Raw genomic sequence first — 21,469 nt, forward strand, 5'->3', positions numbered from 1 at the left:
CTCCTCATCCCTCGCGGCACGCCGACGCCGGGCGACGGCGACGTCAGCCACGGTAGGTCCACCGCGCCCCGGGCCACCGGGCGCGTCCGCATGTTGCACTCGATGTTGCACTCGCCACCCCGTCGCGGTCGAGGACGGACCCGGTCGTCGCCTTCGGCGGGCGTCCGCGGCGCCTGCCAGAATGGGGGCCATGACCTCGCAGCCCGCGCCCGCGTCCACCGCCCACCGCCGTTCCCTCGCCGAGGCCGGCATCGCCCTCGGCCCCCTGGACGGCCGCTACCGTGCGGCGGTGGAGCCGCTCGTGGAGCACCTGTCCGAGGCGGCGCTGAACCGCAACCGCATCCACGTGGAGGTCGAGTGGTTCATCCACCTGGCCGAGCACCGCGTGCTGCCGGGTCTCGAGCCGCTCACGACCGAGCAGCAGGCGGGCCTGCGGGCGATCGTCACGGACTTCGACGCGGAGTCCGTGTCCGAGTTGGCGGCCACCGAGAAGGTCACGGTGCACGACGTGAAGGCCGTCGAGTACTTCATCGCCGGCCGCCTCGAGGGGCTGGGCCTGGGCCGGCTGAAGCCGCTCGTGCACTTCGCGTGCACCTCCGAGGACATCAACAACCTCGCCTACGCGGTGGGCGTGCGCGACGCCGTCGAGCAGGTCTGGCTGCCGGCCGCCCGCGCCGCCGTGGCCACCGTCTCCGCGATGGCCGCCGAGGCCGCCGAGACCCCCATGCTCTCCCGCACGCACGGCCAGCCGGCCACGCCCACCACGCTGGGCAAGGAGATGGCCGTGTTCGTGCACCGCCTGAGCCGTCAGACCCGGCGCATCGCCGGCCAGGAGTACCTGGGCAAGATCAACGGCGCCACCGGCACCTACGCCGCTCACCTCGCCGCCGCGCCCGACGCGGACTGGCCGGCCCTCTCCCGGTCCTTCGTGGAACACCTCGGCCTCACCTGGAACCCGCTGACCACCCAGATCGAGTCCCACGACTGGCAGGCGGAGCTGTACGCCGACGTCGCGCGCTTCAACCGGATCCTCCACGGCTTCTGCGTGGACGTGTGGAGCTACATCTCCATCGGCTACTTCGCGCAGATCCCCGTGGCCGGCGCGACCGGCTCCTCCACCATGCCGCACAAGGTGAACCCGATCCGCTTCGAGAACGCCGAGGCGAACCTCGAGCTCTCCTGCGCCCTGCTCGACTCGCTGGGCGCCACCCTCGTGGAGTCCCGCTGGCAGCGCGACCTCACGGACTCGACGTCGCAGCGCAACATCGGCGTGGCCCTCGGCCACTCGGTGCTCGCCCTGACCAACGTCACCAAGGGCATGGGCCAGCTCCAGGTGGCCGAGCCCGTGCTGGCCGAGGACCTCGACACGAACTGGGAGGTCCTCGGCGAGGCGATCCAGACCGTCATGCGCGCCGAGGCGATCGCCGGCGTGCCGGGCATGGACAACCCCTACGAGCGCCTCAAGGAGCTGACCCGCGGCCACCGCGTGGACGGGGCGCGCATGCGCGAGTTCGTGCAGGGCCTCGGCCTGTCCGAGGGTGCCCAGGCGCGCCTGCTGGAGCTGACCCCGGCCGGGTACACCGGTATCGCGGCCCAGCTGGCCCAGGAGTTCGGGCCGGCGCAGGACTGACGCCCAGGTCACGATCCGAGGACAGGATGATCACAACCTGAGCACGCCTCTGGTGTGGCGGGCGCCACGCAGGCAAGCTGAGGCGTGGCCACCACCCGGCGGCCACGACCCGCCGTAGAGCACGCTCCGAGGAGACCTGATGTCCGCTCGCCGCACCACCCGCCCGCTGTCCACCGCCCTCGCCGCCGCCGTCCTGGCGGGCGGCCTCGCCGCCACCGCGGCCGCCCCGGCCCTCGCCGCCCCCGCCGAGACCACGGACGGGTGCCAGAACGGGCACTTCGTCGGGGGCACCTTCGGCTCCACGGAGCTCTCGCCCCGGACGGGCCGCTTCTACACGCAGCACGCCGTCAAGGACGTCCGCGTGACCGTGGCGCCGTTCTACCCGGCCTTCACGGACCTCGAGGAGATCTCCTATGAGGTCCCCGGTGAGATGGGCCCGGAGACGGATGTGGAGTTCACCTACGACGCCGAGCTCGAGGCCGGCTACGTGGACGTCCTGGAGCAGCGTCGGGTCCTCGACGAGGAGGGCACCGCCGGCGCCGTCTTCACCCTCTACGTGGACGGGAAGGCCACCGCGACTCTGGTGTTCGGGGAGGACCGGAACCTCGGTGACGACGTCCCCGGCATGTTCCTGGACGCCAGGGGCCCGCAGACCTGCGAATTCGGCGCACGCCCGACGGTGGACCACCAGACCCACCTCGCCGCTCCCGGCTCCCGCCTGGTCCACCTGCAGGGCAACTCCAGCGGCGATGCCCCCGGCGTGGCCACGCTGACCGTCACCGAGCAGCCGGAGCACGGCACCCTCGTCGAGCTGCCCCGCATCGGCGACCCCACGGTCTGGACTCCCGGTGAGGAGCGCGGCAGCTTCGCCAGCACCGTCTACGTGGCGGACGAGGGCTTCACCGGCACCGACCAGGCCGTGTTCACGATCACCGACGAGACCACGGGTGAGGAGAAGACGCTCGTCGTGACGTTCTCCATCGGGGACCCGCGGGCCGCCGACCCCCACCTGGGGGTCCAGGGCACGGGTCTCCCGTTCGACGAGGCCCGCGTGTGGGAGGCCCTCGAGGCCCAGGGCGAGGACGACGAATCCGAGGCACCCGCACCGGAGTCCCCAGCGACCCCCGCCCCGGATTCGACGGACGCCCCGGAGGCCTCCGAGCCCTCGGAGCCCGCCGATGAGCACACCGTCCCCGAGACCGTGGAGACCGGCTCCGGCCAGGCCTGGTGGCTGGCCGCCGTCGCTGCCGTGGGCACGGGCGCCCTGGTCGCCGGCCGGCGTCGCTTCGGCCTGGCCCGCTGACCCGGAGCGCCGGACTGCCGCTCGTCCGCTGACCTGCGGCACCACCAGGCGCCGCTCCCGCCCCTCCGGGAGAGGCCGGCTCCGCCCTGTGACGGGGCCGGCCTCGGCCCAGGGCTGACCCGGGACCGCCTGACGGGGGACGATGGGCGGGTGCTGCTTCCACTTCTCCCCGTGTGGCTGCTGTCCGCCGCCCCCAAGGACCCCGCCGAACTCGAACGGGACGTGCCCGAGCCGATCGACGCGCACGGCGAGCTCGCCGACGCGATCACCGCGGCGATCACCGCCGTGGACCTCGTGGGCGTGTTCTTCTTCGCGATCTCGGGTGCCGTCCTCGCCGTGCGCAAGGGCTACGACATCGTCGGCTCCCTGCTGCTGGCCCTCATGGTGGGCACGGGCGGCGGCGTCGTCCGTGACCTCGTGGTCGGCCGGGACGTGCCCGCGGCCTTCGACAACCCCTGGTACCTGATCCTGCCGGCGGTCGCGTCGCTGGCGGTGTTCCTCCGGATCTTCGACGGCGAGCGCGGCCACCACGCCGTCATGGCCTTCGACGCCATCGGCCTGGCCGTGTACTGCGTGGTGGGCACGCGCATCGCCCTGCTCGCCGGCCTGAGCCCGGTCGCCGCCGCGGTGCTGGGCCTGGTGACCGCCGTCGGCGGCGGCATCCTGCGCGACGTCGTCGCCGGGGAACCGCCCGCCGTGTTCGGCGGGCGCGGCTGGTACGCGCTGCCGGCCATCCTCGGCGCGGGCACGACGGCGGCCCTCGGCCAGGCGGAGCTCCTCGGCCCGCTGACCTCGGCGGCGGTGATGGTGCTCGTGCTCGTGCTGCGCGTGGTGTCGCTGCGCAGGGAGTGGCTCGCCCCGGGGGCCGAGATCTCGGGGGAGACCCAGCGCCAGCGCCTGGATCCGCACGACGAGCCGCCCGTGCCGGACATCCGCGACCGCAAGGGCCGGGACGGGCCGCCCGCCGACCCCGGCGAGGACGGCCCCCCGGCGAACGAGGAGGCGCCCGGAGCCGGCGAGGACGTCACACCTCCGGGGACACCCGGGTGAACAAACGAGCCACTGCGCGGGCCGCACGGGACAATGGCCGGTGAATCCCCGGACCCGACGGAAGGAGCCGCCGTGGACGTGCAGCAGTTCTTCGCCACCCTCACCGACGTCCCGTGGCTGCTCACGACCCTGGACCTGATCGGGATCTTCTTCTTCGCCACCTCGGGGGCGCTGCTGGCGGCGCGCAAGCAGTTCGACCTGGTGGGCTCGCTGGCGCTGTCCCTGCTGGCCGGGCTGGGCGGCGGCTTCACCCGGGACATCCTGCTGGACCGCGGCCTGCCCGCGTCCCTGGAGAACCCGGTCTACCTGGCCCCGCCCGTGCTGGTGTCCCTGCTCGTGTACGTCAAGGTGATCCACCCGAATCGGCTGAACCTGACCATCACCCTGTTCGACGCCGCCGGGCTCGCCCTGTTCACGGTGTCCGGTGTGCTGCTGGCGCACTCGATGGGCGTGCACCCGGTGTCCACGGTGGTGATCGCGATGGTCACGGCGCTCGGCGGCGGCGTGCTGCGGGACATCGTCGCCAACGAGGTCCCGTCCATCTTCGACCCCCGCGGCGTCTACGTGCTCCCCACGTTCCTGGGCGCGGTGCTGGCGACCGTGGTGGCGATGAACGGCGCGCTCAACGCGTTCACGGGCTTCCTCATCGCGTTCCTGATCTTCGCGGTGCGGATGATCGCCTACCGCTACCAGTGGCGGTTCTTCGGCGCGGAGATCTCCCAGGACAAGGAGTCCCTCGCGCGTCTGCGGCGCCTGGCCACGCAGGCGCAGGAGGCGGCCGCGCGCCGGGTGGAGCGCACCCTCGAGCGCCGGCTGCGCTCCCCCGGCGCCCCCGCCTTCCCCGACGACGACGCGGACGGGTCCTACGGACCGCGGCAGGAGTACGAGGACCAGGTGCGGGTGGACGACTACGACCCGCAGACCCAGACGATCACCGTCGTCGACCCCGCCTCACACCAGCAGGTGCGCCTGGACCGCGGCACCGGCGTCATGGACGTCACCGACCTGCGCACCGGGCGCACGCGCAGCTTCGACGACCCCGAGCACGACTGGATCGCGGACGACCCGGAGGACCCGAGGGACTGAGGGATGCGGGGGCCCGACGCCGGGCCGGGGCCACGCGCCCCGCGGACAGGTCTATGCTGAGAGTCCATGACCGGCACGCATGAGACCGCCCGCCCCGCCAGCACCACCACGGAGGCCGCGGCCTCCGGCCCCCTCCACCGCGTCGGATTCGACCGCGCGAAGTACATCGAGCTCCAGTCCCAGCACATCCAGGAGCGCCGCCGCCAGATCGGCGGGAAGCTGTACCTGGAGATGGGCGGCAAGCTCTTCGACGACCTGCACGCCTCCCGCGTCCTGCCCGGCTTCACCCCGGACAACAAGATCGCGATGCTCGACCGCATCAAGGACGAGACCGAGATCCTGGTGTGCTTCAACGCCAAGGACCTCGAGCGGAACAAGGTCCGCGCGGACCTGGGCATCACGTACGAGGACGACGTCCTGCGCCTTGTGGACGTGTTCCGGGAGCGCGGGTTCCTGGTGGAGCACGTGGTGGTCACGCAGCTGGAGGACGCCAACCACCGTGCGTTGGCGTTCCTCGAGAAGCTCGAGCGCCTCGGCCTGAAGGTGGCCCGCCACCGCGTGATCCCCGGCTACCCGCACGCCATGTCCACGATCGTCTCGGAGCAGGGCTTCGGCGCCAACGAGTGGTCCGAGACCACGCGGGACCTCGTCGTCGTGACGGCCCCCGGCCCGGGCTCCGGCAAGCTGGCGACGTGCCTGAGCCAGGTGTACAACGATCGGCAGCGGGGCATCCCGGCCGGCTACGCGAAGTTCGAGACGTTCCCCATCTGGAACCTGCCGCTCGAGCACCCGGTGAACGCCGCCTACGAGGCCGCCACCGTGGACCTGGACGACATCAACCTGATCGACCCGTTCCACCTGGCCGAGTACGGCGAGCGGGTGACCAGCTATAACCGCGACGTCGAGGTGTTCCCGCTGCTGTCCGCGCTGCTGGAGAAGGTCACGGGCACCACCCCGTACAAGTCCCCCACGGACATGGGCGTGAACATGGCCGGCGCGGCGATCGTGGACGACGAGGTGTGCCAGGAGGCCGCTAAGCAGGAGATCATCCGGCGCTACTACAAGGCCCAGGTCAACGAGGCGCTGGAGGGCACGGACGACACCGAGTCCGAGCGCGTGGCCCTGGTGATGTCCAAGCTGGGCCTGAGCTCGGAGGACCGCCCGGTGGTGGGTGCCGCGCAGTTGGTGGCCGAGCGCACCGGCGAGCCCGGCGCGGCCGTGCAGCTGGCGGACGGCACCCTGGTGACCGGCAAGACCTCGGAGCTGCTGGGCTGCTCCGCCGCGGTGCTGCTCAACGCCCTCAAGGTGCTGGCCGGCATCGAGGACGACGTGCACCTGCTCTCCCCCGCCTCGATCGAACCGATCCAGACGCTCAAGACCGTGCACCTGGGCTCCAAGAACCCGCGGCTGCACACGGACGAGGTGCTGATCGCGCTGTCCGTGTCCGCGGCGACCGACGAGAACGCGAAGGCGGCCGTCGAGCAGCTGGCCAGCCTCGAGGGCTGCGACGTGCACACGACGACGATCCTCGGCTCCGTGGACGAGGGCATCTTCCGGTCCCTGGGGATGCTCGTGACGAGCGAGCCGAAGTTCCAGAAGAAGGGGCTGTACCGGAAGCGGTGAGCGGGGCGGTTCCTGCGGTCGCTTTCGTTGACAAAACGGGCGGCCCCGGGGCGTTTTCGTTCGAGAAGTGGGAGCGGGCCGCGCGTGGGCCGCGGCCCGCTCAGGAGGCCCCGGTAGTTCGCCGGGGCCTCCGTTCGTTGACGACGGCGACAATGCGCTCCGCGACGACGGCCGGGTCCTCGTGCTCCCAGAAGCGGAGGACGAGCCATCCTCGCTCGGTCAGTACCCGGGTGGTCTCCGCGTCACGAGTGCGATTGGTGGCGACCTTGTCCGACCAGTAGCCGCCGTTGGCCTTCGGAGCGATGTAGTGTTCCGGACAGCCGTGCCAGTAGCAGCCGTCGATGAGCACGACCACACGAGCGGGCCGGAACAGGATATCCACGGTGCGGCGCAGGTCCTTCTCCGGCCGAGCGTTGACACGGTAGCGCAGGCCGGTTGCGTGGAGCCGGCGACGGACGGCGAGCTCGGGCTTGGTGTCTCGGGCCCTGTTCCCGCGCATCGTCGCGCGCGCCACCGGAGAGGAAGCCCAAGAGGTGCCTTCGGAACCTCCGCTCGTCATCTCCCTCCGAAGAGACGCCGAAGCGTGGGCCGGCGACGGGCAGTGGGCTGCGGCGCCGACTCAGGAGCAAATTCCACCGGAGCCAGGGACTCGCTCGCGACCGCATCAACAGCCATGGTCGATGACTTCGCGCCTCTCACATCACGGCCCCGCGGCTCTGATGCCTCCTGATACTGGTGGTCCACGACAGAGCGCAGACAATCCACGTCACTTGTCGTCAGATCAGCGAAACCTGTAGCGGCTCGAATCGGCATGATGAGCTGCCGATAGCCTTCCCCCGTCTTCTCTCCTCTGGCAGTCCCCTCAGCAAGGAACTTCTCCATCACGATTCGAGCAAAGGCCGGGTTTCTCCATAAGGAGGGTCTCTCGAGAATGGCAGCGTAGAGGTCCTCCGAGGGACGGCGGGACTCCACAATCTCGGGGCCGAACAACACCCACCGCTTCCAAAGCCTCTCCATCACATGCCGCCGGTTGCCACCGATGAGGCGATCTTGGAACGACTTACGACTCGGCGCTGTCTGGGACGAGCGAATTCGACGCGTTGCCAGGTCGGGGAGCAGGGCGAGAGCTAGGAAGTCCCAGACCTGTGGATGAGCGAACTCCGCGCGTTGTCCAGAGGACATTGTGAAGAGGGCGCGGCCGAGAGCCAGATCGAAGTCCGCCATGCTCGACTGCGGCGCGACAGAGACTTCTTCGAGCAGGGCCTCACGCAACCGCAGCAGCTCGTCCACTGTGGCAGGGGCTCCGCCGGTGGAGGGGAAGGCATCAGGAGCCGCCACGGCATCCTCAACCACCCCACGGTCGAATTCCATCACCCCGTCGCTCTCCCACAGGAAGATGCGCTGCTGGCGTGCAGCTGTCGGCGACAGTCGCGGCATGAGCGTGTACTGATTCATGCGTCTCCCTCCAGCACGTGAGTCGCGGACATCAAGAGGTACTCGAAGTACTCGGGCTCATCTCGGTAGATTCCACACACCTCCCGCAGTGAACGTTGGAAGAACCGAGCCGCGATCCGAGCCGCGGCAGCGGCGATGGACTCAGGGTTTTCCTCGGCCACCGCGTCCACATCACCGCTCAGAGACGCATCGGACCCGCTCTCCGCAAGATCCCGACTGAGGCGATGGGCCGCGGCGATCAGCTGGCGTGCGATGTCAGCCTCAAGCAGTGCCATAGAAATGCGTGGTGCTGTCCCGTCGAGCAGGTCGATCGCCTGGGGATAGTCCTCGTTCACATAGAGGCGCATCGACGACCTGAATCCGTCCTCGAGACCCGCAGCGTAGAGGTCGAAGCGCCACGGGGCCGCTTGCCAGGACTCGTTCCTGAACGACACCACGCTTACCGGGAAGCCGGGCTGACTCGGTTCCAGCGAGACCTTCTCCGTTTTGGCCTCCGCCACGATCCGGTCTCTGAGCCAGGGCTGGTCAGCAACCGGCGCCACGATCGTGGCCGCCAAATCGAGCTGAGCCGTGACCTCATGTGCATCAAGACGTAGCTCTCCACGCGCGACGAAACGGTCGCCGCTCCGCGTCAACGGTGTTCGGTGTGTGAGGATGAACGCCGTCGCCGAGCAGGTCACAGAAACCACGAGCACAGGAGACCCCGGTGATTCGAGTGCCTCCAGCGCGTCAGCATCAACACTCACGTCGATCAGAAATGTGAGAGAAGAGTTTGCATCGCAATGCTCCGCGAGATCCTGGAGAGAGACATCGCGACCATCGCAGTCGACCGCCCACCGTTGCCACGAGGCGGAGCTCGGGTCCAGACGGGGAAACGGTGAGAGGAACAACGGCGCCATCAAGCCCCCCTGCCCACGACGAGGTCGAAGGTCATCGCCGCGGTGAAGTGGGGCGTGATCTTCACCGACCCCTCAGTCGGTCCTGTGATCGTGATGCTAGGCCCCGAACGACGTTCAGTACCCAGGGCCCACTCCACGTCAACATTCGACGCGTCCATCTCCACCGCACCGCCCCACTCACGCGCCTTGACCACTGCCTCCACGATTCGCTCGCGTCCCTTCTCGTTCTGCACTTCGAAGTCAATCTCCCAGGCTCCACCTGGGAGCTGCCGGCTGCCTCGAAGCTGCACCGTGGCGTTACCCTGGTTGCCTGGCCTTCGACGTCCGCCGGACGAGGATCCACCCTCGTGGTCCCCCTGTGCAGTCGTGTCTTCCGAGCTCGACATGCTTCCGGGAGAACTCGGGGCGGGAAGTCCCGAAAGGGAGGTGTCCGAGCCCGTCGGCACGAATGAGTTGAGGGCACGGGAAAGCACGCGCGCGGACCGGACCTCTCCCCGGATCTTCTTCGCCGAGTCCTTGCGGACAAAGCCGCGCACCTTGGAGGCTACGTTCTGCATCGTGTGGCCTACGACGTAGACCGCCACGGGGTTGTCCGGGATCGAGACATTCCAGGCGTCATGCGTCGCCGGCTCTGATGCAGCGAAATGCCGATCGCACTCCGGAGTCGGCTTGAAAACGCCGAACCACTCGTACATCTCACCTTCGTCGACGGGCATCGGAGTGTAATTGACCACGATCTCCGTCTCGGAACGCATCACGGAAAGGCTGTCCCGCTTGCGTGCCTCCTCATCGGAGGCCAGCGGGTCCCTTAGAACCTTCGCCATGTAGAGGTGTCCTGCCGTCCGATCATCCCGCCCGCCGAAGTAGTCCTCAAGCGGGTAGCCGGCAGAGGCCTTAGGGTTCAGACGGATCGGAGTCACTGCCTCCTCTCGGATGCCGACCGGGACAGCCCAGGGAGAGGCGGCGTCTTCTCCGAGCTGAGCAGATCGGATGGCGGCGAGGCCGTGCGCATACACGGGAAGACGCTCCTCGACGACAGTGGCGATGTCGACCTCCTCACCACGTACGGAGAACTGGACGATCATGGGGGCATCCCCGTCACCGTATGGCACCACCTTGGGCCAGGCACTCGCCACCAGCGCATCGAGCATCTGTTGCCCGAGCATGTCGCACTGCTCGTCCGTGCCCACCGGGACCCACTCGTCCACGTCGCCGTCCCGGTGAGTGAGCACGGTAGGAGCGAGGACGAGGATCGACGTCCCCGTCTCCTCCTCGCCGAAATGCGTCTCGAACAGCGCCTCGCCCAGGAATTTGGCGTGGTCACCGCGCAAGGGGAGGATCTCCTCCTGGCCCATGTCTCCCCACCAGTGGGCTCCCGTGTACCGCTTGCCACCGATGTCGAACTCATCGTGGAGAGCCGAGGCGATGAGCCTGTCCTCGAGAGTCCCGTCGCCTCGTTCGCACCGGGTCCAGTAGACAACGGCGTGGGCTGCCGACGCCTCAAAGGTCGCCGTCTTGCCGAAGCCGTAGGTCCCTCCAGAGCCGCCCCCCTGGGGCTTCGTGGTCCCGATGTCGAAGACGAAGGCGTTGAAGTTGTTCGGCTGTCCGGGTGGGGCGGCTTCGCCTGACCTGACGGGCCCGTTCAAGCCGGTGGTCCCACGGTCGAAGATCTCCACCACATGGAGGTCGGGAGAGGTCAGCGCAGCCTGCAACTTTCCCAGCTTCAGATCCTCAGTGATCTCCGTGAAGATTTGCGTGGAGAGAATCTCCCGGACAGAGGTGTCCGCGCGGCGGATGCTGGCGCCGTAGGCGGGGAACCAGTTCTCATGATCTGCCGCGTCCCATGAGTTCTGCAGAGTCTCCCGAACAAGGACGTCCAGGCGGGTGAGATGACCCTGGGTGTTCAGAAGTTTGCCGCGGCCTCCGCTGGTCTGGTCACCCGGCCCACGAGGCTTGGAGTAGCGGCGCAGTCGAACCTCAGCCACCAAGTCAGGCCTCCTCTCGAGCGATTCTGGTGAAGTCGAACTCCTCGCTGAAGCCGTCCCCCAGGGCGGACAGGTCCAGTGAGTAGCTGAGGTCCGAGACAGCGTTGACGACAGCCTCGGGCAGGACGGAGCGGCGTAGCACCGGGGTGCTCTCCGTGATATGCCAGTACTTCGTGGAGACCAGCTTGAACCGATGGTCCTCCGTTCCCGGCATGTCGACGACGTATCCCAAGGCCGCCAGCCGTTTGCGCATACCAGACTCGTCGACTCCTGCGTCGACAATCTCCTCGACTAGGTCGGAGAGCCGCTCTCCGCGCGGGTGGGGATCCACCTCAGTGACGGCGAGGTAGAGATCAGAACCTTCCGAGGGCTCCAGCTGACGAAGACCGTGAATCGTGACGGCCTGGCGGTTCTGGAGTGCGGCGGTCTTCACCTCCATGCTGACCACGTCGCCCACGAAATCATGCCGGCCCCGCTCCGGGCCTTCCCACAGGGTCAACGCCGAGGCGCCATGAACCGCAACGATCTGGCGGAGGATGCTGAGCTCCCCATAGAGGCCCTTCAGCGCCTGCTCGCTGATCCCCTCGCGGGCGATCATCAGCAGTCGGCGCCATTCGCGCACCGTGCTAGCGAGTGCGTCATAGACAGTCCCGCCCGCATCCACGCTGGCAATGACGTCCTCGAGGAACGTGTGGAACACCCCCTCGAGCCGGGGTTCGAGGCACCGGATCTGCACTGCTCTCAGCGCATCTCCGAGCTCATTCTGAATCGTCGCCGACGCAAGACGAATGGCCTGGCTCACTTCAATGTTGAGAAGCCGGTCGTCCCCGGACTCGAAGAAGGCGGTCGGCGTGCTCAGCTGGTCCTTCCCCACCCACACGCGACGGCCGACCGGCCGTCCCTGCACTTCGACGACGTGGAACTCGGAAGCGCTCCATACACTGGGCTCATTCGCCACACGCGCGAACGCCTCACGCATTCGGGTCATTCTCAGGCTCCTCCTCATCAGCTGCGGGGATCTCGACCGCGAGGAAGTCCCCGTCATGCGTGAGCAGGCCCTCCGTATCCGAGGGGAGGACCATCGCGTAGCCGAAGAAGGGTTCGTTCATATCGACTTCGGCCAGGGCGGGGTCGATCTTCTTAAGCACTTCCTGCATATCCTCGCGGTCCTTCGCACCGGACCGAGCTCGCGACATGCGCGAGATCGGATAGAGGATCAGCAGGCCTTCTCCGTTCGCACCTCCCTCATTCTTCGGGCGCAACCGAGCGGCGCTCTGCTCATCACCGTTACCAGCGTCTTCTGCAAGCGGGCTGCCCTCAGTCGCCAGGTCCGCGATTCGGTCGTTGCCGGACATGAGCGCTCGGATGTTGACCGACCCCTCTTCGGGGTCCTTGATTGGCGCGCGCCGCACCGCCTTCACCTGAAGGCCCTGCTCCGCGAGCACCTGTTCCCCGCCACCGGCCGCCAGCACGACCCGCCAAGACTTCTCCGGAAGCTTCTTCGCAGCCCAGTCGAGAGCCCGCTTGTGCTCCTCCTGGTGTTTGGGGTGCATGGCGAACTTATCAAAGAACTCCTGAACACGTTCGAAGCTAACACCCTTGTAGAGCCTCGACCCCTGACCGGGCGCCGATGTCACGGCATGGTCGGAGATGCGGTGAAGGAAGTCGACAGCGATACGGGTGTTCGTCTTCTGCAGACCCGACGTCGCGAAGTCGAACAGAATCGTCTGCTTGTTCCGGCCCTGAAACGTGTACTCGATCTGGCGAGCGTGCTTCATCTTGGCGGGAGCCGTCACCTCAAGACGGCCGGGATGCCGGCGGATCTTGAGCCCGATCTCGCCGGGAGTCTTTCCCTGGCTCGCCATCTCGGTGATCTCTCGACGCACCTCGGCCTCCACCTGAGCAAGGAACTGATAGTCGGAGTCCAAGCCCTCCGCCAGCCAGATCCGTTGCAGGTCCTCGTATCCTGGCCGGTAGCCGAACCAGCGGCCCATCTGCAGGAGGGTGTCGTAGGCCTTGGAGCTACGGGTGAAGAAGGAGACGAAGAGCCCCTCAAGTGTCAGACCTCGGGAGAGGGTTCCGCCACCGATAACGATCACCGTGGACGGGTGCTCGTCGTCGTACACCAGCCGATCAGCGTGAGCCTCCTTGCCGTTGTCGACGACGACGCGCAGCACGCGAAGCACGTTCAGGATCTCACCCTGGATAGCCGGCCAGGTCGGCGCAGGGCCGTCTCCGGTGTAGAGCTCCGCGACACGGTCCTCCTCCTCGTTGAAGATCGCACGGAACTCGGAGACATCGCCTTCTCGTGCTCGCTCCTTCATGGGATCTAGGAAATCGTTGATCGCCTCCTGCATGGCGAAGTGCGGATCCGTGCGCTCCGTGGTGTGGACGAGCATCGACGAATGCTTGTCCTTCTGGCCGCGCAGACGACGGATGGCGCTCGCCACGATGAACCACCGGATGGCATCACCGAGGGAACTGGTCACCGTCGGAACGAAATCGGCGGCGTCCTTCTGCCGCTGGGGACCCAGATCGCTCCATTCCTCGCGCGGGATACGGCGAATAACGTCGAGTCCCTCGGATTCCTCCCCGTCGAGGAAGCCATCGCGGATTCCGAAGAGGGTCTCCGCCCCGAAGTAGTTCTTGGGTGTCGGCATGACGGCGAGAAAGTCCCGCGGATAGAGACTCTCGAGGGATCCGGCCGAGGGGTCGTCAGGATCGGCAGCATCCTGAGGGTCCATGAGCACGTTCGCAAAGGGAGTGGCCGTGTAGCCGACGTACGTTCCGTTCCGAACCTTCGACCACACGCGACGCAACTTGGCATTGATCTTCGTCGGGTCATCCTCCGGATTCGGCGAGCTGTCCGGGGTCGCCTGATCGGATTCGTCGTCGATGATGAGGATCGGAAGCCTACGGAGTGTCTGCTCGTCGATCTGGTCGAGGAACTTCAGCAGATGGTCGAGCCGAGAGGTCTGCTTCTTCATCACCGCGATCATCGTGCGGTCTCCGTCCAGAAGGCTGGACACAGTCGACGCGGCGTTGACCCAGCTGGCGGCCTGAAGATCAGTCTGGGTCGTGGTCAAAGTGATCCACTGCTGGGCATTCTCCTCCACACCCAGGTCCCTCGTAATGCGCTTCTGGGTCTGCGCTCGGAGGTTGTTGTAGGTGCCGGAGAAGACGAGCACAAACTTGTAGTTCGCATCCAGGGCCTTAGCCGCGACAGCCGCGTAGTTCGCCGTCTTGCCGGACTGGACATTTCCTATGACCAGGCCCCGACGGCGCTGCATCGAGTACGGCTCGGCGAGTTGCGACACGATCTGATCGCTCGAGCGGTCGATCGAAGGGATCGCTTCTGCCAGACCCGTGCTGAGCATCTTCTCACGAAGCTGGGACCAGCGCGGGCCTGCCGACGACAGATACCAGGAACGATGAGAGCTCTCATTGTTGTCCGAATCCACCGCAATTGCACCGCCTGTGGGATCAATCCGGACACGGATGCGCTCGGCCCACTTGTCAGTCTTAACCCGATGATCATGCAACAGTTCACGTAGGGCTATGACCATCTCATCGTCAGAGTCATCCAGCAGTGACTCCACTGCCTCCTCCATGGTCCGGCCACGCTTCATCCGGTTCACCACCTGGCGGGCGAGCAGATCCTTCATTGCCGAGTTGTCAGTCATGTGCTGGTCCTCCAGGTGGATGCAGGGATCGCGTCTCAGAACAGCCGCTGGGGTGAGGAGCTGTCGCGTGCAGTCGTCAGAGTCGGAGCAATGCTCTCATAGGGAATCCCCAGCAGGCTCCTGAACAGCGCCGTGAAGACGGCCTGCGCTCCCAGCGGGGGAACTGCCATGCCGACCTGCTTCCGGATGGAGTCCCGCCTCCCCTCGAAGTGGAAAGTGTCCGGGAATGTCTGGAGGCGTGCACGCTCACGGTTGGTGAGGGCCCGCGGTTCATCCCAGTGGTAGACATGGGTGCCGCCGCCGCCGGATCCCGTCACGGTGTAGGACGGCTTGGCCGGGTCGAGACGACGGTAGATCTGACTGATGGTGGCGCCACGGACATTGAGCCGAGCCTGGTCTGTCATGCGCTTCGCATTGAACGCATTCTCGCCGGGGTCGATGAGCTCCAGGCGCTCGACCACTTGTCTGGACTGGCGGGTGCGCTCATTGTTCGTGACGGATGCGTCCATTGGCGCCGCGACGACTTCTCCTGACGTGACGAAGGCATATCCCGTCCCGGGTCCGTGAGTGGGGGCTGGCACGGCGTACTCGACGTCGAGATCATCGCGAACCCCCACGACGAGAACGCGATGCCGCGCCTGGGGAACGCCATACTGCTCGAACCGGTAGAGGTGCGGAGTGATCCGATATCCGGCGTCCTTGAGCTCCTCCAGAATCACCTGGAACGCGCGACCGCCGTTCGCGCTTCGAATGCCGCCCACGTTCTCGGCGACGAACCACTTGGGCCGCTTTGCCTCGAGAACCCTGACACCGGTCTTGTAGAGGCCGCCGAAATCACCGTCGAGCCCCTTGTGCTCACCGACAAGGCTGAAGTCGTTGCAGGGAAAACCAAAGGCGAATCCGTCAATGTCGCCGAAGGAGTCGATGTTCTCGGCAGCGGCTCGCGCGTCACCGACTTTGACAGACTTCAGCGTCGCACCGGGAATGTTGCGTCGGTACGTAAGACAGGATGACTCGTCAATGTCGACAGCCCACGCGTGCTGGAGAGACATCCTGTCCCGCAGTTCAGGGTCCCTCTCGACTGCCTGGTGGGCGCCGAGTGCCATGCCTCCAGGCCCGGAGAAGAACTCCCCCATCTTGAACGTTTCCATGCAACCTCTATCGCTCTTCGCCGCAGACCTGCTGGGAAGCGCGCGCGGCATACTGCAGCTTAGCGCGATTCTGCCGTCTCGGCAGCCTGGAGGGCACCGTGTTCACACGCGGCGCCCGCTGGGCCTCTTCCACGGGGACATCGCGTGTCAGAGGATGACCGGAACTCATGAAGCCTTCGGAAGGACGAGGACGATGGCCACACCGCCCTGGACCACGGGGGAGACTCTGCTCGCTCTCGGACTTGCTCATCACCTGGAGTGGGCCAACCCGAGTGAGGGGACACCCTCAGTCGTGGGCCTGTCTCGTCTACTCGCTCAGGGCCCCTTCCATCCAGGACTTAGCCTGCCGGGCAACTTTCGAAATCCGAATGCCGTCAAGATGAAGGTGTCCAACCTCATCTGGCACTACCCCGGCGGAGAGCACGGTCTCAAGCCGGGAGCAGTCCAGGACCTCGCCCTTGTGGAGCTCTACAGGTCAGACCCGGCACTCATGCTTGGCCTGGCGCGCGACCTCCGCTCCCTGGTCGAGCAGTCATTTGGAGATGCGGCGCTCGTCCCCTGACCTCACGAATACTCCGCCCACACCCGCCTCGCCTCACCGTCCACGGTCATCACGCCGCCGTGCGGCAGCACCCACTGCGGCCGCGTGTGGCCGAACGGCACGCCCACGCACACCACCGCGTCCGGGTTGTAGCGCCCGACCACCTCCAGCACCACATCGGCCTGCTCCGCGCGCCGCCGCACCCGCTCCTCCGCACCCCGCGGCGCCTCGAAGGAGCTCGTCGGCGGGCGGGCCGCCAGCACGGCGTCCACGGCGCCGAGCACGCCGCGCTCCCCCAGGATCCGCAGCAGCCGCCGCACCTCGCCGGCGCTCGGCAGCTCCTCGCTGGTCTCGATGAACAGCACACCGCCCTCGAGCACCGCCGTGTCCGCAGGCCCGCGGCCGGCCGCCATCACCCACGGCAGCACCTCGAGGCAGCCGCCCCATGTGTCAAGGGCCATTGAGTTCTGCCCATAGGCGGCCAGTGTTTCTTCCCGCTGGTGGCCATCAGAACTGCCCACTGGTGGCCAGCTGGTTTGCCCGTTTGGGTGGTGGTGCTGGCCACCGTGATGGGATCAGTTCAGTGGCATGACTCCCTTCCCGGCCATTGCCTGGGTCATCCGTACGGAGTCTCCGGTGGTCTGGCAGACGTGGGCGTGGTGCAGGAGCCGGTCCACGGTGGCGGTGGCCAGGGTCTTGGGCATCAGCTCGTCGAAGCCGGCCGGGTGCAGGTTCGAGCTGATCGCTACGGAGCGTTTCTCGTAGGCGGCGTCCACGATGCGGTAGAGGCCCTCGGCGGCATCGTCGGCGACCGGCAGCAGGCCGATGTCGTCGATGACGATCAGGTCGGCGCGCAGGATTCGGGCGACGGCTTTGGTGATGGTGTCATCGGGCCGGTGGGCCCGGATCATCGCCCCGAGGTCCTCCAGGGTGAACCAGGCCACCCGCTTGCCCTCCTCCACGGCCTGCTGGCCCAGGGCCTCGAGGAAGAAGGTCTTGCCGGTGCCGGAGGGCCCGCAGACCACGAGGTTCTCTCTGCGCGAGAGCCATTCCAGGGTGCGCAGGGACTGCTGGGTCGGGGCCGGGATCGAGGAGGCGCCCGGATCCCAGGTCGTGAAGGTCTTGCCGGTGGGGAACCCGGCGGCCTTGCGCCGGGCGGCGAGCATGGATCGGGCCCGACCGGTGGTCTCCTCGACCAGCAGGGCCTTGAGGACCTCGGCCGGCTCCCAGCGTTGGGCCCGGGCGGTGGCCAGTACCTCGGCGGCGATACCGCGGGCGTGGGGCATCTTCAGCTGCCGCAACAGCGCCTCCAAATCGGCCGGCAGCGCCGGTGCGGCGGTGTTCGGGGTGTGGATGCTCACCGGGCTGCCCCCTCGGTGTTGGAGGTACCGAGGCCGGCCCAGCCGGCGGTGCCCTGGGTCAGGGACCGTTCCTCGGTGGCGGTGTGCATCCCGGTGCGGTGGCCGGCGGCGGTGAGCAGGGAGGCCAGGTCGCCGTGGGCGAAGCGCTGGTGCACCGCGGCCACCCCGAGGGCGCGGTCGACCTGGTCGGTGCCGGCGAGCTTGGCCAGGGTGACGGCCTCGGCCATCTTCTGACCGATCCGGCTGGTGCCGGCCGCGGCGGCCTCCACCAGCCAGGTCCTCGCTCCGGCCCCGATGGCCAGGAACTCGGCCTCCGCCGCCGAACGGGGCACCGGGGTGTAGTCCCCGGGCACCTTGTCCGTCTCGTGGCCGGGGAAGTGCGCGTCGTCGATGGCCGGGGACCCGGGCCGGGCCACCCGGTGCCGGGCGACCTCCACCGGCCCCTGCGCACCGGCGTGCATGATCACCACCATCGAGTCCGGTCCGGTGCCGTGATGGCGCACGAACACCTCGGCCCCGAGCAGGTGCGCGGGCACCGAGTACTGGGCGTTTTCGAAGGAGACCATCGGCGTGTTCTCCGGCACCTTCCGTCCCACCCCGTAGGCCACGGTGTGCGCCGTGGCGGGGATCCGATGCAACGCGCTGGTCTCCTCGGCGAGCATGTGGTCCGGGCGGCGCCGGGTCACCCGGTGCTCCCGGGAGTTCACCATGGCCATGAACCCCGCGCAGGCGGCCTCGAGCTCAGCGAACGAGGCGTACTGGTCCCGCAGGTTGGTGTCCTTCGGGACCAGGTCGGCCTTGGCCAGCTTCACCGCGTTCTCCACCCCGCCCTTGGCGGCCGGATCCGCTGGCTGGCAGGTCAGCACCTCCACGCCGTAATGCCGAGCGAACGCCACGGTGGCCTGGTTACGCACCGGCACCCCGGCCACATGAGAGACCGTCACTGTCTTCTCGTTATCCGTCAGCACATAGGTCGGCGCGCCCCCGATCAGCCGGAAGCACCGGTCCAGGGCGGCGAACACACTCGGAGCCGTCCTATCACGCAGGGCGATGACGATCCGGTAGCGGGACCAGGCCAGCCAGGCCACGAACAGCACCGTCTTGGCCCCGTCGATCGCCGGCCCATCGCCGAAGTCGTACTGCAGCCATGCGCCCGGCTCGGTGATCCAGGGCCGGTGCACCCGGCGCTTCCCGGCCCGCCAGGCGGCCTTCACCTCGGCCACCGCCCGCCGGGTGGAGCGCTCAGAGCCGGTGTAGCCCATTGCGGTGAGCTTGGCGTGCACGACATCGGCGCGGATCCTGCCCGTGGAGGCCTCGACCCATTCCTCGATCTTGGGCAGCCAGACATCGGTGACCTTCGGGCGGCTGGCTCCGGATCCAGGGGTCTGGCCGGCGTCGCGGGCCCGCACCAGCCGGGCCACGGTGTGATGGGAGCAACCGGCCAGCTCGGCGGCGCCCCGCAATGACTTGGTCAGGTCATAGGCACTGAGTATTTTCATGGTTTCTGCGGCATCCTTCATTCAGGGCCTCTTCCTCGCTGGATTCGATTCGACACCGATATCCAACCCGGGGAGGAGGCCCCCGCCGGCTCACGACGCGGCGGGCAACGAGCAATGCGGGCAAACCAGATGGCCAGCACCGGGCAGTTCCCGTGGCCATCACTGGGCAGTCCTCATGGCCGTCAGCGGGTCATTCCCTGGCCACCTATGGGCAGCTTTTCATGGCCGCTTACACCCATGTCCGGCCGGTCACCGCGCGCCGCGGCCCGGCCCAGCGCCAGGGTGAGGCGCCGCCGACGCCGGGCGCGCCGTCGTCGTGCGGGCCCGGCACCGGCTCGCGGGTCCCGAACTCGGTGAGCGCCCGCGGGTCCATCCAGTCGACGCCGTGGTCCTCCGACTCCCCTGGCTCCGTGATCTCCAGCCGCCCTCCCGTCAGCAGGGCGGCCCGCAGGGACGCGGCGTGCACCTCATCCACAGCCGGCCCCGGCCCCAGGTGCACCTGGGTGGAGCCGCCGTAGAAGCTCGCCACGCCGTTCGCCCACAGCCACTGGTGCAGGTTGGTGTTGTCGCTGTAGCCGAGGAACGGCTTGGGGTCCGAGCGCACTGCGTCCGCATCCAGGTGGCCGATCACAGTGATCTGGTCCTCCCCGCCCACTGTGGCGATCACCGCCCGGATCTGGGGGTCCGCGAACGCCGCGTTCAGGTCCCGCGCCCGGACCGCCACACGCCCCTCACCCCTGACGCAGCTCGCGGCGCAGGATCTTGCCCGTGGCGTTCTTCGGCAGCCCGTCCAGGACGGTCACCTCCCGCGGCTGCTTGTAGCGGGCCAGCCGCTAGGCCGCGAACACCTGGAGCTCCTCCCCCGTGACGGCGCTGCCCGGGGCCAGCGAGACGAAGGCGGCGATCTCCTCGCCCAGCCGCTCGTCCGGCACACCCACCACGGCGGCCTCGACCACGTCCGGGTGCTCGTAGAGGACCTCCTCCACCTCGCGGGGGTACACGTTCATGCCGCCGCGGATGATCACGTCCTTGAGCCGGTCCACGATCATCACGTACCCGGCCTCGTCCCGGCGGGCGATGTCGCCGGTGCGGAACCAGCCGTCCTCGTCGAACGCCGCCGCCGTGTCCTCCGGGCGGCCCCAGTAGCCGGCCATGATGCCCTCGCCCCGGATGCGCAGCTCACCGGAGGTCTCGAGGTCCTCCTCGGGCACCTCGGTGCCGTCCATCGCGACCATCCGGAACTCGAAGCCGTCCACCGGCCGGCCCACGGTGCCCGGGCGGGTCGGCGCGTCCACGGGGTTGAAGAAGCACGCGCCCGCGTTCTCGGACAGCCCGTAGCCCTCGAACACGGGCACGCCGTACAGCTTCTCGGCGGCGTGCAGCGTCTCCACCGGCAGGCTCGCACCGCCGGAGAGGGGCATGCGCAGCCTCGAGAAGTCCGCCGGCACGAACCGCGGCATCAGGGACAGGGTGGACCCGGCGAACACCGCCCCGTTGAGCACCACCGAGAGCCCGAACACGTGGAACATCGGCAGCGCCGCGAACACGACGTCGTCCGGGCCGAGCCGGCCCAGGCCGGTCGCCGTCGCCATGGCGTTGGAACGCAGGTTCGTGTGCGTCAGCCGGGCACCCTTGGGCCGCCCCGTGGTGCCCGAGGTGTAGAGCAGGACGGCGTCGTCGTCGGGGTCGCGCGGGGTGATCTCCGTGACCGGGGCGATGCCCTCGGCGGCGCGCTCCCGCCCGACCGCTTCGAGGTCCAGGGTGACCACCTCGACGTCGACGTTCCCGGCCACCTCGTCCACGGCCGGCAGCCCGGGCATGGCCCAGAGCACGCGCGCCCCGGAGTCCTCGAGGAAGTACTCCAGCTCACGGGCCGTGAACAGCGGGTTGAGCGGCACCATCACCGCACCCAGGCGCATGAGCGCCTCGTAGACCGCCACGAAGGCCGGGACGTTGGGCAGCAGCACGGCCACCCGGTCCCCCGGGCCCACCCCGCGGTGGCGCAGCCAGCCGGCCGTCGCGGCCGTGACCTGGTCCAGTTCGCGGTAGGTCATGCGGGCCTCGCCGATCCGCAGGGCCACGGCATCCGGCTGCCGGGCCACGGTGGCCGAGAGCAGCTCGGCCACATGACCCCGGCGCTCGGTGGGCCGGCCGTGGGTGGTCGCGGAGGTGTCGGGGGTCTCGGAGGTGGTCACGGTGGCTC

17 protein-coding genes and 1 pseudogene are annotated in these 21,469 nt (G+C 68.2%); 6 read left to right on the plus strand and 12 right to left on the minus strand.

The window, feature by feature from the left end; translation table 11 throughout:
• The first annotated feature begins 190 nt into the window (after positions 1-190).
• From purB to AC3RJ9_RS09695, 5 genes are all read left to right on the plus strand, one after another.
• A complete protein-coding gene (gene purB, locus AC3RJ9_RS09675) occupies positions 191-1,630 on the plus strand; it encodes an adenylosuccinate lyase (RefSeq protein ID WP_489727651.1) in 1,440 nt (479 codons plus the stop codon).
• 139 nt (positions 1,631-1,769) lie between these two features.
• Complete coding sequence (locus AC3RJ9_RS09680; RefSeq protein WP_363932599.1) at positions 1,770-2,933, plus strand: hypothetical protein; 1,164 nt, start codon at positions 1,770-1,772, stop codon at positions 2,931-2,933.
• Between the two features lie 150 nt (positions 2,934-3,083).
• On the plus strand, positions 3,084-3,983 hold the full coding sequence (locus tag AC3RJ9_RS09685) for a trimeric intracellular cation channel family protein (protein WP_489727652.1): 900 nt from the start codon (positions 3,084-3,086) through the stop codon (positions 3,981-3,983).
• A gap of 72 nt (positions 3,984-4,055) precedes the next feature.
• Positions 4,056-5,069: a trimeric intracellular cation channel family protein gene (locus tag AC3RJ9_RS09690; RefSeq protein WP_060775426.1), complete on the plus strand. Its 1,014-nt coding sequence runs from the start codon at positions 4,056-4,058 to the stop codon at positions 5,067-5,069.
• A gap of 66 nt (positions 5,070-5,135) precedes the next feature.
• A complete protein-coding gene (locus AC3RJ9_RS09695) occupies positions 5,136-6,692 on the plus strand; it encodes a DUF1846 domain-containing protein (protein WP_134377443.1) in 1,557 nt (518 codons plus the stop codon).
• 100 nt (positions 6,693-6,792) lie between these two features.
• Here AC3RJ9_RS09695 and AC3RJ9_RS09700 read toward each other — a convergent pair whose 3' ends face one another.
• Genes AC3RJ9_RS09700 through AC3RJ9_RS09730 form a run of 7 tightly spaced genes read right to left on the minus strand, consistent with a single transcriptional unit; the run spans position 6,793 to position 15,865 of the window.
• On the minus strand, positions 6,793-7,191 hold the full coding sequence (locus tag AC3RJ9_RS09700) for a very short patch repair endonuclease (protein ID WP_206495981.1): 399 nt from the start codon (positions 7,189-7,191) through the stop codon (positions 6,793-6,795).
• A 56-nt stretch (positions 7,192-7,247) separates the two neighbouring features.
• Positions 7,248-8,147, minus strand: coding sequence for a DUF6339 family protein (locus tag AC3RJ9_RS09705; protein ID WP_206495982.1), 900 nt, complete (start codon positions 8,145-8,147; stop codon positions 7,248-7,250).
• Positions 8,144-9,046 (minus strand): hypothetical protein, encoded by a 903-nt coding sequence (locus tag AC3RJ9_RS09710; RefSeq protein ID WP_206495983.1) that lies wholly within the window; start codon positions 9,044-9,046, stop codon positions 8,144-8,146. Before AC3RJ9_RS09710 ends, AC3RJ9_RS09705 begins: the two co-directional genes overlap by 4 nt.
• Entirely contained in the window at positions 9,046-11,031 is a 1,986-nt protein-coding gene (locus tag AC3RJ9_RS09715) for a hypothetical protein (protein ID WP_206495984.1), read from the minus strand. The genes AC3RJ9_RS09710 and AC3RJ9_RS09715 overlap by 1 nt, the downstream gene beginning before the upstream one ends.
• Before the next feature lie 4 nt (positions 11,032-11,035).
• Positions 11,036-12,010, minus strand: a complete 975-nt coding sequence (locus tag AC3RJ9_RS09720; RefSeq protein WP_206495985.1) for a PD-(D/E)XK motif protein — start codon at positions 12,008-12,010, stop codon at positions 11,036-11,038.
• The gene (locus AC3RJ9_RS09725) at positions 12,003-14,714 is read right to left on the minus strand and encodes a Z1 domain-containing protein (RefSeq protein WP_206495986.1); all 2,712 of its coding nucleotides are present in this window, start codon (positions 14,712-14,714) and stop codon (positions 12,003-12,005) included. The genes AC3RJ9_RS09720 and AC3RJ9_RS09725 overlap by 8 nt, the downstream gene beginning before the upstream one ends.
• A 35-nt stretch (positions 14,715-14,749) precedes the next feature.
• On the minus strand, positions 14,750-15,865 hold the full coding sequence (locus tag AC3RJ9_RS09730) for a DNA cytosine methyltransferase (protein ID WP_206495987.1): 1,116 nt from the start codon (positions 15,863-15,865) through the stop codon (positions 14,750-14,752).
• Positions 15,866-16,250: 385 nt separating this feature from the next.
• On the opposite strand from AC3RJ9_RS09730, the gene AC3RJ9_RS09735 reads away from it, so the two are divergent.
• Positions 16,251-16,427: a hypothetical protein gene (locus AC3RJ9_RS09735; protein WP_489727653.1), complete on the plus strand. Its 177-nt coding sequence runs from the start codon at positions 16,251-16,253 to the stop codon at positions 16,425-16,427.
• 2 nt (positions 16,428-16,429) lie between these two features.
• On the opposite strand, the gene AC3RJ9_RS09740 is transcribed toward AC3RJ9_RS09735, so the two are convergent.
• The 5 genes and pseudogenes from AC3RJ9_RS09740 to AC3RJ9_RS09760 all read right to left on the minus strand — a co-directional run bounded on the left by AC3RJ9_RS09740 (position 16,430) and on the right by AC3RJ9_RS09760 (position 21,461).
• Positions 16,430-16,867 (minus strand): S66 peptidase family protein, encoded by a 438-nt coding sequence (locus tag AC3RJ9_RS09740; protein WP_206495989.1) that lies wholly within the window; start codon positions 16,865-16,867, stop codon positions 16,430-16,432.
• Positions 16,868-16,981: 114 nt separating this feature from the next.
• The gene (gene istB, locus AC3RJ9_RS09745; RefSeq protein WP_010078636.1) at positions 16,982-17,767 is read right to left on the minus strand and encodes an IS21-like element helper ATPase IstB; all 786 of its coding nucleotides are present in this window, start codon (positions 17,765-17,767) and stop codon (positions 16,982-16,984) included.
• A complete protein-coding gene (locus tag AC3RJ9_RS09750) occupies positions 17,764-19,287 on the minus strand; it encodes an IS21-like element ISMlu14 family transposase (RefSeq protein ID WP_031943827.1) in 1,524 nt (507 codons plus the stop codon). Before AC3RJ9_RS09750 ends, istB begins: the two co-directional genes overlap by 4 nt.
• A gap of 214 nt (positions 19,288-19,501) precedes the next feature.
• Positions 19,502-19,990, minus strand: a pseudogene (locus tag AC3RJ9_RS09755) (LD-carboxypeptidase); the annotation flags it as partial.
• 109 nt (positions 19,991-20,099) lie between these two features.
• Complete coding sequence (locus tag AC3RJ9_RS09760) at positions 20,100-21,461, minus strand: AMP-binding protein (protein WP_489727654.1); 1,362 nt, start codon at positions 21,459-21,461, stop codon at positions 20,100-20,102.
• Positions 21,462-21,469: the final 8 nt, after the last annotated feature.

Source organism: Micrococcus sp. 63XJN7_6_ISO-PGPR-S23-444 (assembly GCF_058072765.1).

Excerpts from the sequence above, each read along its gene's own strand:
- purB (WP_489727651.1), top strand. The coding sequence starts at position 191 with ATGACCTCGCAGCCCGCGCCCGCGTCCACCGCCCACCGCCGTTCCCTC.
- AC3RJ9_RS09680 (WP_363932599.1), top strand. The coding sequence starts at position 1,770 with ATGTCCGCTCGCCGCACCACCCGCCCGCTGTCCACCGCCCTCGCCGCC.
- AC3RJ9_RS09695 (WP_134377443.1), top strand. The coding sequence starts at position 5,136 with ATGACCGGCACGCATGAGACCGCCCGCCCCGCCAGCACCACCACGGAG.
- AC3RJ9_RS09700 (WP_206495981.1), bottom strand. The coding sequence starts at position 7,191 with ATGCGCGGGAACAGGGCCCGAGACACCAAGCCCGAGCTCGCCGTCCGT.
- AC3RJ9_RS09705 (WP_206495982.1), bottom strand. The coding sequence starts at position 8,147 with ATGAATCAGTACACGCTCATGCCGCGACTGTCGCCGACAGCTGCACGC.
- AC3RJ9_RS09710 (WP_206495983.1), bottom strand. The coding sequence starts at position 9,046 with ATGGCGCCGTTGTTCCTCTCACCGTTTCCCCGTCTGGACCCGAGCTCC.
- AC3RJ9_RS09720 (WP_206495985.1), bottom strand. The coding sequence starts at position 12,010 with ATGCGTGAGGCGTTCGCGCGTGTGGCGAATGAGCCCAGTGTATGGAGC.
- AC3RJ9_RS09725 (WP_206495986.1), bottom strand. The coding sequence starts at position 14,714 with ATGACTGACAACTCGGCAATGAAGGATCTGCTCGCCCGCCAGGTGGTG.
- AC3RJ9_RS09730 (WP_206495987.1), bottom strand. The coding sequence starts at position 15,865 with ATGGAAACGTTCAAGATGGGGGAGTTCTTCTCCGGGCCTGGAGGCATG.
- AC3RJ9_RS09740 (WP_206495989.1), bottom strand. The coding sequence starts at position 16,867 with ATGGCCCTTGACACATGGGGCGGCTGCCTCGAGGTGCTGCCGTGGGTG.
- AC3RJ9_RS09750 (WP_031943827.1), bottom strand. The coding sequence starts at position 19,287 with ATGAAGGATGCCGCAGAAACCATGAAAATACTCAGTGCCTATGACCTG.